The 12,977-nt window shown below is 74.2% G+C and carries 13 protein-coding genes; 9 read left to right on the top strand and 4 right to left on the bottom strand.

Annotation, left to right across the window (positions count from 1 at the left end):
* The first annotated feature begins 133 nt into the window (after positions 1-133).
* From ABT093_RS21995 to ABT093_RS21985, 3 genes are all read left to right on the top strand, one after another.
* A complete protein-coding gene (locus ABT093_RS21995) occupies positions 134-508 on the top strand; it encodes a DUF5304 family protein (RefSeq protein WP_350566733.1) in 375 nt (124 codons plus the stop codon).
* A gap of 192 nt (positions 509-700) precedes the next feature.
* The gene (locus ABT093_RS21990; protein ID WP_350566731.1) at positions 701-1,645 is read left to right on the top strand and encodes an ROK family glucokinase; all 945 of its coding nucleotides are present in this window, start codon (positions 701-703) and stop codon (positions 1,643-1,645) included.
* A gap of 126 nt (positions 1,646-1,771) precedes the next feature.
* Complete coding sequence (locus ABT093_RS21985) at positions 1,772-2,533, top strand: endonuclease/exonuclease/phosphatase family protein (protein WP_350566729.1); 762 nt, start codon at positions 1,772-1,774, stop codon at positions 2,531-2,533.
* A gap of 248 nt (positions 2,534-2,781) precedes the next feature.
* Here the strand turns inward: ABT093_RS21985 and ABT093_RS21980 are convergent, their stop codons facing one another.
* A complete protein-coding gene (locus ABT093_RS21980) occupies positions 2,782-3,543 on the bottom strand; it encodes a hypothetical protein (RefSeq protein ID WP_350566728.1) in 762 nt (253 codons plus the stop codon).
* A 10-nt stretch (positions 3,544-3,553) separates the two neighbouring features.
* Positions 3,554-4,348, bottom strand: coding sequence for an alpha/beta hydrolase (locus tag ABT093_RS21975; RefSeq protein WP_350566726.1), 795 nt, complete (start codon positions 4,346-4,348; stop codon positions 3,554-3,556).
* Between the two features lie 267 nt (positions 4,349-4,615).
* Between ABT093_RS21975 and ABT093_RS21970 the strand changes: the two genes are divergently transcribed.
* Genes ABT093_RS21970 through ABT093_RS21960 form a run of 3 tightly spaced genes read left to right on the top strand, consistent with a single transcriptional unit; the run spans position 4,616 to position 7,506 of the window.
* Positions 4,616-5,443: a lysophospholipid acyltransferase family protein gene (locus tag ABT093_RS21970; protein WP_350566912.1), complete on the top strand. Its 828-nt coding sequence runs from the start codon at positions 4,616-4,618 to the stop codon at positions 5,441-5,443.
* 37 nt (positions 5,444-5,480) lie between these two features.
* Positions 5,481-6,752, top strand: a complete 1,272-nt coding sequence (macS, locus tag ABT093_RS21965; protein ID WP_502884281.1) for a MacS family sensor histidine kinase — start codon at positions 5,481-5,483, stop codon at positions 6,750-6,752.
* A 55-nt stretch (positions 6,753-6,807) separates the two neighbouring features.
* Positions 6,808-7,506, top strand: coding sequence for a response regulator (locus ABT093_RS21960; RefSeq protein ID WP_350566724.1), 699 nt, complete (start codon positions 6,808-6,810; stop codon positions 7,504-7,506).
* Between the two features lie 42 nt (positions 7,507-7,548).
* Here the strand turns inward: ABT093_RS21960 and ABT093_RS21955 are convergent, their stop codons facing one another.
* Positions 7,549-9,492: an anthranilate synthase family protein gene (locus ABT093_RS21955; protein ID WP_350566722.1), complete on the bottom strand. Its 1,944-nt coding sequence runs from the start codon at positions 9,490-9,492 to the stop codon at positions 7,549-7,551.
* A 301-nt stretch (positions 9,493-9,793) separates the two neighbouring features.
* On the opposite strand from ABT093_RS21955, the gene ABT093_RS21950 reads away from it, so the two are divergent.
* A complete protein-coding gene (locus tag ABT093_RS21950) occupies positions 9,794-11,131 on the top strand; it encodes a class II 3-deoxy-7-phosphoheptulonate synthase (RefSeq protein ID WP_350566720.1) in 1,338 nt (445 codons plus the stop codon).
* Positions 11,132-11,316: 185 nt separating this feature from the next.
* Positions 11,317-11,586 carry a (2Fe-2S)-binding protein gene (locus ABT093_RS21945; protein WP_502884280.1) on the top strand — a complete coding sequence of 90 codons (270 nt, stop codon included), beginning with the start codon at positions 11,317-11,319 and terminating at the stop codon, positions 11,584-11,586.
* A 33-nt stretch (positions 11,587-11,619) separates the two neighbouring features.
* On the opposite strand, the gene bfr is transcribed toward ABT093_RS21945, so the two are convergent.
* On the bottom strand, positions 11,620-12,099 hold the full coding sequence (bfr, locus tag ABT093_RS21940) for a bacterioferritin (RefSeq protein WP_350566717.1): 480 nt from the start codon (positions 12,097-12,099) through the stop codon (positions 11,620-11,622).
* Positions 12,100-12,346: 247 nt separating this feature from the next.
* Between bfr and ABT093_RS21935 the strand changes: the two genes are divergently transcribed.
* Complete coding sequence (locus ABT093_RS21935; protein ID WP_350566715.1) at positions 12,347-12,976, top strand: sulfite oxidase-like oxidoreductase; 630 nt, start codon at positions 12,347-12,349, stop codon at positions 12,974-12,976.
* Position 12,977 lies beyond the last annotated feature (1 nt).

Below are 12,977 nucleotides of genomic sequence, written 5' to 3'. Positions count from 1 at the left end.
GCGCCCCTCCGGCTCGCCCGCGAGGGCGGGGTCGGTCCGGCCCGCTCGCCGTCCGGAGGGTGACGGCCGGTCCGGTAGCGTCGGGGCGGGCGGCCGTGGGTGCGGCCGCCGTTGCTGAGGAGGCCTGCGCGAGATGACCACCACGGACCGGACCGAGCCCACCGCCGAGCAGGACGGGAGCGGGCACCCGTTCGGCCCGGAGCTGGGCCCGCTGGTGGACGAAGTGCGCCGGTTCGCCGCCGTCGTCGGCGAGAAGGCCCAGGAGGCGAGCGCCGAGACGCTGCTCTCGCTGGCCGGCCTGGCCGACCGCCTGCGCGACAAGCAGCCCGAGGTCTACGGCCACCTCACCGCCGCCGGTACCGGCCTGGCCGCCGCCGGCGCCGAACTGCTGGCCGCCTACCGGGCCGCGGTCAGCGGCCACGAGCACCGCTGGACCGCCGGCGCCCCGGCCCGCACCGAACGGGTGGACCTGGACGACACGCCTGAAGGGCCGTCCGACAAGCAGTGAACCCCTGATGCTCTTGCGGTCACGCTCCGGCTTCACCCTGTGATGCGACCGGTGAAAAGGTACGACTTTTGAACAGTCTCGGCCGGGTTGGCGGCGGATTGTCTTCGGTTAATGTAGGCGGCGGTGTGTACGGGGGCATGGTTGGGCGGTAGCGTTCCGTCCAGCGGGAACGAGTGAATAGCTGAGGGACACATGGCTCTGACCATCGGCGTCGACGTCGGCGGGACCAAGATCGCGGCAGGTGTGGTCGACGAGGGCGGCGAGATCCTCGCCCGGACCAGGGTGCCCACCCCGGCCGACCCGCAGTGGGCGGTCGACGCGATCGCGCAGGCCGTGCGCGAGCTCAAGGAGCAGTACCCCGACGTGACCGCGGCCGGCATCGGCGCCCCCGGCTTCGTCGACCGCGACCGCTCGACGGTGATCTTCGCCCCCAACATCGACTGGGAGGACGAGCCCCTGCGCGGCCGCGTCGAGGAGCTCACCGGCCTGCCCGCGGTCATCGAGAACGACGCCAACTGCGCCGCCTGGGCCGAGTACCGGTTCGGCGCGGGCGCCGGCCACGCCGACATGGTGCTGATCACCGTCGGCACCGGCATCGGCGGCGGCCTCGTCCTGGACGGCCGGCTGCACCGCGGCCGGTTCGGCGTGGCCGGCGAGATCGGCCACCTCAACATGGTTCCGGACGGCCTGCCCTGCGGCTGCGGCGGCAAGGGCTGCTGGGAGCAGTACGGCTCCGGCCGGGCGCTGCGCCGCTACGGCCGCGAGCGGTCCGCCGCCGACCCGCTGCGCGGCAAGCGGATGCTGGAGCTCAACGACGGCGTCGCCGAGACGATCCGCGGCATCCACATCACCCAGGCCGCGGAAGAGGGCGACCCGCTCGCCCTGGAGTGCTACGCGGAGCTGGCCGACTGGCTGGGCCGCGGGATGGCCGACCTCGCGGCGCTCTTCGACCCCGGCGTCTTCGTGCTCGGCGGCGGGGTCTCCGACTCCGGCCGGCTGCTGCTCGACCCGGTCGCCAAGGCGTTCGAGCACTACCTGACCGGCGGGGTGCACCGCCCGCGCGCCGAGGTGGTGCTCGCCTCGACCGGCTCGGCCGCCGGCATCGCCGGTGCGGCCGACCTGGCCCGCACGGTCTGACCGCCACCGCCTGACCGGCGCGGCCCGTTCCTCCACCCCGGAGGGGCGGGCCGCGCCGCGTTCCCCCCACCCCGGCCCCGTCCTGCCGTACGGTCGTCACCGAGGACGTCCAGGGGAGGAACCGCGATGACCACCGCACCGGCCGAACTGCCGCCGCCCGCGCCCGGTCGGCTGCGGCTGCTCAGCTACAACATCCGCTCGCTGCGCGACGACCGGCGGGCGCTGGTCCGGGTGATCCGGGCCTGCGCGCCCGACCTCGTCTGCGTCCAGGAGGCGCCGCGCTACTGGCGCCCCGAGGGGCAGGCGGCCTGGCTCGCCCGGCGGACCGGTACCGCGGTCCTCGCCGGCGGCGGCCGGGCCGCCGCCGGACCGCTGCTGCTGGGCCGCCCCGGCGTCCGGGTGCGGGCCGTCCACGACCGGCTGCTGCCGAAGACCCGCGGCCTGCACGCGCGCGGCTTCGCCACCGCGCTGCTCGAACTGCCCGGCGCGGCGCCGTTCACCGTCACCAGTTGTCACCTCAGCCTGGACGCCGCCGAGCGCCGACGGCAGTTCGACCTGCTCGCCGGTCAGCTGCGGTACGCCGAACTCGGCGTGATCGCGGGCGACTTCAACGAGCACCCGGACGGGCCGGGCTGGCAGGCGCTGGCCGGGCGGCTGCAGGACGGCCACGGGGTGGCGCCCTGGGGCGGCGAGATGACGTCCGTCCCGGAGAACCCCTACCAGCGGCTGGACGCCGTGTTCGTCACGCCGGGCATCGAGGTGCTCGCCTGCGGCGTCCCGCACGGGCTGCCCGGCGTCACCGGGGCGGACCTGCGGGCCGCCACCGACCACCTCCCGGTGCTCGCCGTCCTGCAGCTGCCCGCGCGTCAGGAGCCCGCCGGGCGCTGACACGCCTCGCGGCGCGACACCCGGGAGGTGCCGCGCCGCGAAGGAGCCGTTCCACGGGCAGCCGGTCGTTCCCGGGGCCGCCGAAGCCGGTGGTCGCCCTCCCGCCCGCGCCGAAGGCCGGATCCAGGTCGCCGGGCGCGGCGAGCGCCGCCGCACCCGCAGGCCGCCGCACCCGCAGGCCGCCGAACTCCACCCCGGGGAGTGACCCCGCCCGGGGGAAACCCGCACCGCCCCGGTGCGCGAGGGGGTCAGACGACGGCGCCGCCGTGCGGGTCCTCGGGCTCGTCCTCGTCGCGGTCCTTCATCCGGACCACCAGCGTGGCGAAGCCGCCGAGGAAGGCGGCCACCCCGACCCAGGCGGGCCAGCCGGACACCTCGCGCCAGACGACCGCGTCGAACAGCAGCAGCGCTGGGCCGCCGAGCACCGCCAGCCAGGCGAACTTGGCGGTGGTGTCGGCCTCCGGCAGCGGCGGCGGCTCCGGCGGCTCGAAGTGGCCCTCGTCGGTCTCCTCGGCCAGCTCGAAGTCGCGCGGGCCGGAGCCGGCGGCCGGCATCACCGGGCGGCCGGAGCGGGGGCGCGGCTGGGGCGCGAGGCCGGAGAGGTCGTCGGCGTCGCCGGGGAGGCCGTCGCCGCGGTCCTTGTAGCCCTTGAGCTCGCCGCGCGCCCGCAGGTTCTCGATCTCCGGCCAGTTCGGGTTGTTGAGGTCGACCGGGTCGTCGAACTGGGCGACCAGCGCGGCGAAGATCTCGTCCTGCTCGGCCTGGCTGCGCTCGGGCGCGCGCCGGGCCCGGGACTGGCCGGCCGTGCCCGCGCCGCCCTCGCCCGCCACCGCCTCGCCGGCCGCCGGGGCGTCGCCGGAGCCGGGAACGTCGGCGGCCTTCTCGCCGGACGGCCCGCGGCCCGTCTGCTCGCCGTCCGCCCGCCCGGCGCCCGGCCGTGCGCCGCCGGTGGTGGCACCCTCCTCGCGGGGCGTCTCGTCCTCGCCGCCCGCCGTGCTGCTCTCGTGCACTTCCGGCCCTTCAGCCTTGGTGGTGGTCGGGTTTCACCGGGGTGACACCCGCCGCGTGCGCGGGAGCCAGCCGTCGGATGAAGTCCTGGGCGGTCGCGAATATTTCCGCCGCGTCGTGGTCCAGCGTCGCGACGTGGTAGCTGCGCTGGCACAGCCGCTCCGTCACATCGGTCGAGGATATCCGGGCCAGCACCAGCTCGGAGTTGGCCGCGGAGACCACGTGGTCCTGCGGGCTGTGGAAGAGCAGCACCGGCTGGGTCACCTCCGGCAGCCGCGCCTGGACGTCCTTCCACAGCCGGGCCAGCGACCAGGCGGCGTGCAGCGGCGTCCGGTCGTAGGCCAGCTCGACCGCACCGGGCCGGGCGATGTCGTTGGCGACCCCGGGCAGGCTCGGCAGGAGGTGGCGCAGCACCGGCAGCAGGACGCTCGCGGGGTTGTCCGAGCGCACCGACGGGTTGACCAGCACCAGCCCGGCGACCGCGGGCCCGTGCACCGCGGCCAGCCGCAGCGCCAGTCCGCCGCCCATCGACAGCCCGACGACGAACACCCGCTCGCACCGCGCGGACAGGTCCAGCAGCTCCCGCTCGACCTCGGCGTACCAGTCCTCCCAGCGGGTCGGCTGCATGTCCTGCCAGCGGGTGCCGTGGCCCGGCAGCAGCGGCAGCGCGACGGTGTACCCGGCGGCGGCGAGGTCCTCCGCCCACGGCCGCAGCGACTGCGGCGAGCCGGTGAACCCGTGGCAGAGCAGGACGCCCACCGGCCCGCCCCGGTGGCGGTACGGTTCGGCGCCGGGCAGCAGCGGCATGGCGGACTCCTTCGCGGGCGACGACGTTGGAGGGTGATGCTGGTACGGACGGGGGCGTGCGGGGCGGACCGGTAGGGGAGGCTGCGGAATTCGCATCGTCCCACGTGCCCGCCCGCTGCGTACACCCCCGCCGGGAACGCGGCCCGACGGCCCGTCACCGCGGGGGCGGGACACCCCGGCGGGGCGGGGCGGGGCACGGGCGGACGCCGAAGGGCATTAGGATCGACCGGTCCGCAATACAGGAGGCCCGGGTTGTTCTACCGACTGATGAAGATGATCGTCGCGCCGCTGCTGCGGATCTTCTTCCGGCCGTGGATCGAGGGTGAGGAGAACATCCCCACCGAGGGTGCCGCGATCATCGCGAGCAACCACCTGTCCTTCTCGGACTCCTTCTTCTTCCCCGCGCTGATCAAGCGCCGGGTGACCTTCATCGCCAAGGCCGAGTACTTCACCACGCCGGGCATCAAGGGCCGGCTGACCGCCGCCTTCTTCAAGGGCGTCGGCCAGCTCCCGGTGGACCGCTCGGGCGTGCGCGGCGCCGGCGAGGCGGCGATCCGCTCGGCGATCGCCGTGCTGGACCGCGGTGAGCTGTTCGGCGTCTACCCGGAGGGCACCCGGTCGCCCGACGGCAAGCTCTACCGGGGCAAGGTCGGCGGCTTGGCCCGCGTCGCGCTGGCGACCGGCGCGCCGGTCATCCCGGTCGCGATGATCGACACCGAGAAGGTCCAGCCGCCCGGCCAGGTGATCCCGAACTTCGGCATCCGCCCGGGCATCCGGATCGGCCGCCCGCTGGACTTCTCCCGCTACCAGGGCATGGAGAACGACCGTTTCATCCTGCGTTCGGTGACGGACGAGGTGATGTACGAGATCATGCGGCTCTCCGGCCAGGAGTACGTGGACGTCTACGCGACCGCCGCCAAGCGGCAGATCGCCGAGGACAAGAAGAAGGCCGACGCCGAGCGCAAGGCCGTCCAGAAGGCCGAGCAGGCCGCCGCCAAGGCCGAGAAGGCCGAGGAGAAGGCGGAGGCCGAGAAGGCGGCGAAGGCCGAGGCGGAGAAGGCCGCGCAGGACCAGAAGGAGACCGGGCAGGCCTGAGCGGGGCCGGCCGGGCATCCGGGGGAGGACGGCAGGGATGACGGACGGCGGCAGAACCGGGCCCGGCCCGGGGGCGGTCGGCGCGGCGGTGGCGGCGGGCGGCATGTCCGTCGAACTGCCGCTCTGGCGGGCCATCTCGCTCTTCCGGGTGCTGGCGCTCTGCTACGCGGTGCTCCGGTACTTCGACTCCTACCTGCAGTTCGTCCACCCGGTCGCCGGCTGGATCTACCTCGGCGCGCTGACCCTCTGGACGCTCGCCTCGACCCGGGCCTTCTCCGGCCCGCAGCGCTGCACCTGGTACGTGCTGGCCACCGACCTCGTCCTCGTCGTCACCGGCATCGTGATGAGCGGCATGATCGACGCGCCGTCCCGGGTCGGCCACGGCGCGCCGACCCTGCCCACCATCTGGGCGGCCGGCACCGTGCTCGGCTTCGCCGGGCGCGGTGGCTGGCGCTGGGCGGCGGCGGCCGGTTCGGTGATCGGGGTGGCCAACATCCTCGGCCACGGCGGCCCGAGCGGCGACAACATCCACAACATCGTGCTGCTGATGGTGGCCGGCTGTGCGATCGGCTACGTCATGGAGATCGCCCGCGCCAGCGAGGCGACGCTCACCCGGGCGCTGCAGGTCGAGGCGGCCACCCGGGAGCGCGAGCGGCTCTCCCGGGACATCCACGACGGGGTGCTGCAGGTGCTCGCGCTGGTCCAGCGCCGGGGCGGCGAGGCCGCGTCCGCCGGGTCCGCCGCGCCGTCCGCCGGGTCCGCCGGCTCGTCCGACGCGGCGGACCTCGCCGAGCTGGGCCGGCTGGCCGGCGAGCAGGAACGCGCCCTGCGCGCGCTGATGAGCGGCGGCCCGCTGCCCGCCCCGCGCGGCACGGAGCCGGACCGGCCGGAGCAGCCGCAGGACCTGCGCACCCTGCTCGCCCCGTACGCGGACGAGCGGGTCACCCTGTCCGCCCCCGGCACCCCGGTGCTGCTGCCGGCCCCCGCCGCCGGCGAGCTGGCGGCGGCCGTCGGCGCCGCGGTGGACAACGTCCGCCGGCACGCCGGGCCCGCGGCGCGCGCCTGGATCCTGGTGGAGGACGAGCCGCAGGCCGTCACCGTCTCGATCCGTGACGACGGTCCCGGCTTCGCGCCCGGGCGGCTCGGCGAGGCGGAGCGGGCCGGGCGGCTCGGCGTCTCCCAGTCGATCCGCGGCCGGCTGCGGGACCTCGGCGGCACCGCCGAGCTGTACTCGGCGCCCGGCGAGGGCGTCGAGGTGGAGCTGCGGGTCCCGCGCGCCGGCTCGGACGCCCCGGCCGGGCGCCGGTGACGCCGTCCGCGCCGAAGCCCGTTGCCCCCGAAACCCCTCGCGAAAGGGCCCGAGCATGACCACCCAGCAGCCGATCGACCATCAGGCGCCCGCCGAGCCGCCGGTGCGGGTCATGGTGGTGGACGACCACCCGATGTGGCGCGACGCCGTCTCCCGCGACCTCGCCGAGGCCGGGCTGGACGTGGTGGCCACCGCCGGCGACGGCGAGGAGGCCGTCCGCCGGGCCCGCGCCTGCACCCCGCAGGTCGTGGTGCTCGACCTCAACCTGCCCGGCCTCTCCGGCGCCGAGGTCTGCCGCCAGGTGGTCGCGCAGGACCCGACGGTGCGGGTCCTGGTGCTCTCGGCGAGCGGCGAGCACGCGGACGTGCTGGAGGCGGTGAAGTCCGGCGCGACCGGCTACCTGGTCAAGTCGGCCGGGCGGGAGGAGTTGCTGGACGCGGTGCGCCGCACGGCCGTCGGTGACGCGGTGTTCACCCCGGGCCTGGCCGGCCTGGTGCTCGGCGAGTTCCGCCGGCTGGCCGCCGAGCCGCCCGCCCCGGCCGCGCCGGTCGTCCCGCAGCTGACCGCCCGGGAGACCGAGGTGCTGCGGATGGTCGCCAAGGGCCTGTCGTACAAGCAGATCGCCGATCGGCTGGTGCTCTCGCACCGCACGGTGCAGAACCACGTCCAGAACACCCTGGGCAAGCTCCAGCTGCACAACCGGGTCGAGCTGGTCCGCTACGCGATCGAGCAGGGCCTGGACGACGAGATCTGACGGCCGGGCGGGGCGCCGACCGCGCCCCGCCCGGCCGGGCCCCTAGCGGGCGGCGGTGGCCACCGCGCCGCGCAGCAGCCCGGCGACGATTTCCACGCCCTCCCGGGTGAGCACCGACTCCGGGTGGAACTGCAGCCCGGCGAAGCCCGGACCGCGCAGCGCGTGCACGTCCCCGGTCAGCGGGTCGCGGGCCACCTCGACGCCCTGGCCGGCCAGCCGGGCGGCGTCGGCGTCGGAGCAGCGGGCGGTGAAGGCGTTGTAGAAGCCGACCGTGCGCTGCGTCCCGAACAGGTCGACGCTCTCCTGCGCGCCCTGGTACGGCACCGCCTTGCGGGCCAGCGGCAGGCCGAGCGCGGCGGACAGCAACTGGTGGCTGAGGCAGACGGCGAGCAGCGGGGCGGTGCGCCGGCCGTCCCGGGCGGCGGCCAGCGCGTCCTCGACGATCGGGCGCAGCACGGCCATCTTGGGGTCGTCCCCGGCGGCCGGGTCGCCCGGGCCGGGGCCGAGCACCAGCGGGCCGGGGTGGGCGGCGACCCGCTCGCGCAGGCCCGGCTCGTCGTAGCGGACCACGGTGACCCGGTGGCCGAGCGAGGTCAGCAGGTGGGCGAGCATCGCGGTGAAGGTGTCCTCGCCGTCGACGACCAGGGTCTCCAGCGCCTCGGTGGCCCGGGCCGGCTGCTGCATCCGCAGCCAGAACGGGGCGAGGCCGGCCCGCCGGGCGTCCAGCGCGGCCTGGACGCGGTGGTCGTCGGCCAGCCGCGGGCCGCTCGGGCCGCCCGCGCGGGCGGGGGCCGGGCGGGCGCCGATGGCGGTGAGCACCCCGGCGGCCTTGGCGTGCGTCTCGGCGACCTCGGAGAGCGGGTCGGAGTGCCGCACCAGGGTGGCGCCGACCCGTACGGCGAGCCGGCCGGTGGCCGGGTCGATGTCGGCGGTGCGGATGCAGATCGGCGAGTCGAGCAGCTGGCCGCCGCTGGCCGAGCGGCCGATCAGGGCGAGCGCGCCGGAGTAGTAGCCCCGGCCGCCGCGCTCGTAGCGCTTGATCACCCGGGTGGCGTTCTGCACCGGGCTGCCGGTGACGGTGGCGGCGAACATCGTTTCCCTGAGCACCTCGCGGACGTCCAGCGAGGTGCGGCCGCGCAGTTCGTACTCGGTGTGGGCGAGGTGGGACATCTCCTTGAGCCGGGGACCGAGCACCTGGCCGCCGAGGTCGCCGACGGTGCACATCATCTTGAGCTCCTCGTCGACCACCATGGTGAGCTCCTCGAGCTCCTTGGGGTCGTGGAGGAAGTCGAGCAGCGAGTCGAGGCCGGCGCCGGCGGCCGGATAGCGGTAGGTGCCGGAGATCGGGTTCATCACGACCGTCCCGCCGCTCTGCCGGACGTGCACCTCGGGGGAGGCGCCGACCAGGACGCGCTCCCCGGTGTGCACCAGGAAGGTCCAGTAGGCGCCGCGCTCCTGCTCCAGCAGCCGGCGGAACAGGGTGAGCGCGAGCGCGGGGGAGAAGTCTTCGAGCGTCGCGGTGAAGTCGCGGCGGATGACGAAGTTGGCGCCCTCGCCGCGCCCGATCTCCTCCGCGATCACCCGGCGGACGATCGCGGCGTACTCGGCGTCGTCGATGTCGAACGCGCCGCCGGTCAGGCCGACGGGCAGGTGCGGCAGCGCCTCGGTGACCTCGGCGAGCGGCAGGGCGTACTGCTCGGTGACGGCGAGGGCCTGGAGCGGGGTGGCGTCGTCGTGCGCCTCGAAGCCGCGTTCGCGGATCTGCCGGTAGGGGACGAGCGCGAGCAGGTCGTGCACGGGGCCGTCGGCGGGCACGCCGTGGCGGACCGGCAGGTCGGCCAGCCGGTCGTGGCTGGTGACGGTGCCGATCAGGACCTCGACGGTGTCCGGGGCGGTGCGCGGGGTGCGGCGGTGGAGCAGGGCGAAGGCCGGTGCGTCGGCGGCGGTGAGGCGGGCGAGCAGGTCGGCGGCGCTGGTCACGGTCACGGAGTTCCTTCCGGGGGGCTTCTGCGGCGGTGGGGTTCCGCTCCCGGGAGGGCTGTCGGCCGGCTGGAAACGCCGACGGCCGCCCCGAGGGGCGGCCGGTCGTCTGCGTCTAGGAACGCGCGGGCTGTGGGCCACCCAGGGGGTCGGCCCACCACCAGGAGCAGGTGTGCGGCGTGTTCACGGAGCCGAGCCTAGCGGATCCCCGGCCGGAAGTGAGGCCCGTCACCCGATTGTCCGCGGGGTGTCTCACCCCTCGGGCGGTGGTCACAAATCGGTTGCCGCACCCCGTAGCCTTGAGCGCGTGACCGTGACGAATCTCCACACCTGGCAGTCCCTGCCCGCGGCGCAGCAGCCTGAATGGCCGGACCAAGAGGCTCTGCGCAAGACCCTTGCCGAGCTCGCCTCGTATCCGCCGCTCGTCTTCGCCGGCGAGTGTGACCAGCTGCGCGCCCGGCTCGGTGCCGTGGCCCGTGGTGAGGCGTTCCTGCTGCAGGGCGGCGACTGCGCCGAGGCCTTCGACGGCGTCTCGGCGGAGCACATCCGCAACAAGCTGAAGACCCTGCTGCAGATGGCGGCGGTGCTGACCTACGCGGCCTCGGTGCCGGTCGTCAAGGTCGGCCGCATCGCCGGCCAGTACTCCAAGCCGCGCTCCAAGTCGACCGAGACCCGCGACGGCGTGACCCTGCCGGTCTACCGGGGCGACTCGGTGAACGGCTTCGAGTTCACCCCCGAGTCCCGCATCCCGGACCCGGAGCGGCTGAAGCGGATGTACAACGCGTCCGCCGCGACGCTCAACCTGGTCCGCGCCTTCACCACCGGTGGTTACGCCGACCTGCGCCAGGTGCACGCCTGGAACCAGGACTTCGTGCGCAACTCGCCGGCCGGCCAGCGCTACGAGCAGCTCGCCCGCGAGATCGACAACGCGCTGGCGTTCATGAACGCCTGCGGCGTGGCGCCGGAGGAGTTCAAGACGGTCGAGTTCTTCTCGTCCCACGAGGCGCTGGTCCTGGACTACGAGACCGCGCTGACCCGCGTGGACTCGCGCACCGGCGAGCTGTACGACGTCTCCGGCCACATGGTGTGGATCGGTGAGCGCACCCGCCAGCTGGACCACGCGCACATCGAGTTCGCCTCGAAGATCCGCAACCCGATCGGCGTGAAGCTCGGCCCGACCACCTCGGTCGACGACGCGCTGACCCTGATCGAGAAGCTGGACCCGGAGCGCGAGCCCGGCCGGCTCACCTTCATCACCCGGATGGGCGCGGGCAAGATCCGCGACCACCTGCCCACCCTGGTCGAGAAGGTCACCGCCTCCGGCGCGCAGCCGGTCTGGATCTGCGACCCGATGCACGGCAACACCTTCGAGGCCTCCAGTGGCCACAAGACCCGCCGCTTCGACGACGTGCTCGACGAGGTCAAGGGCTTCTTCGAGGTGCACCGCGCGCTCGGCACCCACCCGGGCGGCATCCACGTGGAGCTGACCGGCGACGACGTCACCGAGTGCGTCGGCGGCGGCGACGAGGTGCTGGTCGACGACCTGCACCAGCGCTACGAGACGGCCTGCGACCCGCGGCTCAACCGCAGCCAGTCGCTGGACCTCGCGTTCCTGGTCGCCGAGATGTACCGCGGCGGCAACTGAACGGTGCCGCCGGCGCGGCGGATGTGACAAAAGCCTCTCCGGCCCGGGGTTTCCCCGGGCCGGAGAGGCTTTTGCGTACCCGTCCGGGCAGGTAAGGTGAGGCTTAGTGAACTAAGGCTTGCCTTAGTCAAGATCCACTCCGTTTCACCGCTTCACCCCCGGGAGAGACCGCGATGTACGTGTGCATGTGTCATGCGGTCACCGAGGACCAGGTGAAGCGGGCGATCGACGACGGTGCCAGCACCCCGCGCCAGATCGCCAAGGGCTGCAAGGCCGGGACCGACTGCGGCTCCTGCGTGCGGCGGATCCAGGCCCTGCTCGGCGAGCACGGTGCCCGGCCCTGCCCGACCGCCCGGCTCGCCGCCAGGCTGGGCCTGGCCGACCCGGCGGCGGCCGAGGTCGCTCCCGCTCCCGCCGCCCCGGTGCGGGCGCCGGCGCGGCTGCGCGTCGCCTGACCGGCCTCCCGCTTCCGGGGCCCCGCGGCCGCCTCAGGACTCCGGCTGCTCGATGAGCTGGGCGATGTAGAGCGCCTCCCCGAGCTTCTCCAGCAGTTCGAGCTGGGTGTCGAGGTAGTCGATGTGCTTCTCCTCGTCCTCCAGGATCGCCTCGAAGATGTTGGCCGAGGTGACGTCGTTCTTGGCCCGCATCACCACGATGCCGCGCTTGAGCCGGTCGATCGCCTCCACCTCGACCTGCCGGTCGGCCTCGAACATCTCCTTGACCGTCTGGCCGATCCGGACGTGGAAGAGCCGCTGGTAGTTGGGCAGTCCGTCGAGGAAGAGGATCCGGTCGGTGAGCACCTCGGCGTGCTTCATCTCGTCGAACGACTCGTGCCGGGTGTACTTCGCGAGCTTCGTCCAGCCGAAGTTCTCCTGCATCTTGGCGTGCAGGAAGTACTGGTTGATTGCGGTCAGCTCGGCGGTGAGCTGTTCGTTGAGGAACTCGATGACCTCTGCGTCGCCCTTCATGGCGCTGCCTTCCTGCTCTGCGTGCGGGATCAGGGCCGTTCACCCTCCGGCTCCGGTTGCAGCATCCTGGCACCGCTGTGGGAAGAAATTCCAGTAAGTTCACACTCACTAGGACATGTGTCGGAATATCCGATTTGCCCCGCGCACGGGGAAGCCCACGCCCCGCCGTTGGCCCGTACGAGCGGGGCGCGCGAGCCTGGGAAGGGGCGCGCGGTGGCCGTCGTCCGCCGTCTGTCACCATGGATCCATGGGTCAGTCCGAACAAGAACCGTCGTCGCCGTCTGACCCCCGGCTCCCGCCCGGCCAGCGCGTGCAGCGCGGCTGGCCCGCCCTGCACTACGGCCCGGTGCCCCGCTTCAAGCCGCTGACCTGGGAACTCCAGGTGTTCGGCGCGACCGCCTCGGCGGAGAAGCGCAGCTGGGACTTCGAGGGCTTCAGCGCCCTGCCCCGCACCACCGTGCGGGCGGACCTGCACTGCGTCACCCGCTTCTCGGTGCTCGACGGCGAGTGGACCGGCGTGTCCGCCGCCCTCCTGCTCGACCTGGAGCCGCCGGACACCGGCGTCACCCACGTCATGGTCTGGGCCGAGTACGGCTACAGCGCCAACCTGCGGCTGGAGGACTTCGCCGCCCCCGACACCCTGCTCGCCACCCACCGCGACGGCGAGGCGCTCACCGCCGAGCACGGCTTCCCGGTCCGGCTGGTCGTCCCGCGGCTCTACGCCTGGAAGGGCCCCAAGTGGGTCCGGGCGGTCGAGTACATGCGGGCCGACCGGCGCGGCTTCTGGGAGGAGCGCGGCTACCACAACCGGGCCGACCCCTGGCGGGAGCAGCGCTACTCCTACCAGGAGGAGCCGGGCGACGGCCCGCTGCGCTGAC

The organism is Kitasatospora sp. NPDC002551 (genome assembly GCF_040296005.1).
Lineage (GTDB): Bacteria > Actinomycetota > Actinomycetes > Streptomycetales > Streptomycetaceae > Kitasatospora.
The sequence above is the reverse complement of the archived record's forward strand: the minus strand, read 5'-3'. Positions and strand labels throughout refer to the sequence as shown.

Coding starts and splice junctions, on each gene's coding strand:
- ABT093_RS21995 (WP_350566733.1), top strand. CDS start 134: ATGACCACCACGGACCGGACCGAGCCCACCGCCGAGCAGGACGGGAGC.
- ABT093_RS21990 (WP_350566731.1), top strand. CDS start 701: ATGGCTCTGACCATCGGCGTCGACGTCGGCGGGACCAAGATCGCGGCA.
- ABT093_RS21985 (WP_350566729.1), top strand. CDS start 1,772: ATGACCACCGCACCGGCCGAACTGCCGCCGCCCGCGCCCGGTCGGCTG.
- ABT093_RS21975 (WP_350566726.1), bottom strand. CDS start 4,348: ATGCCGCTGCTGCCCGGCGCCGAACCGTACCGCCACCGGGGCGGGCCG.
- ABT093_RS21970 (WP_350566912.1), top strand. CDS start 4,616: ATGAAGATGATCGTCGCGCCGCTGCTGCGGATCTTCTTCCGGCCGTGG.
- macS (WP_502884281.1), top strand. CDS start 5,481: ATGACGGACGGCGGCAGAACCGGGCCCGGCCCGGGGGCGGTCGGCGCG.
- ABT093_RS21960 (WP_350566724.1), top strand. CDS start 6,808: ATGACCACCCAGCAGCCGATCGACCATCAGGCGCCCGCCGAGCCGCCG.
- ABT093_RS21945 (WP_502884280.1), top strand. CDS start 11,317: ATGTGTCATGCGGTCACCGAGGACCAGGTGAAGCGGGCGATCGACGAC.
- bfr (WP_350566717.1), bottom strand. CDS start 12,099: ATGAAGGGCGACGCAGAGGTCATCGAGTTCCTCAACGAACAGCTCACC.
- ABT093_RS21935 (WP_350566715.1), top strand. CDS start 12,347: ATGGGTCAGTCCGAACAAGAACCGTCGTCGCCGTCTGACCCCCGGCTC.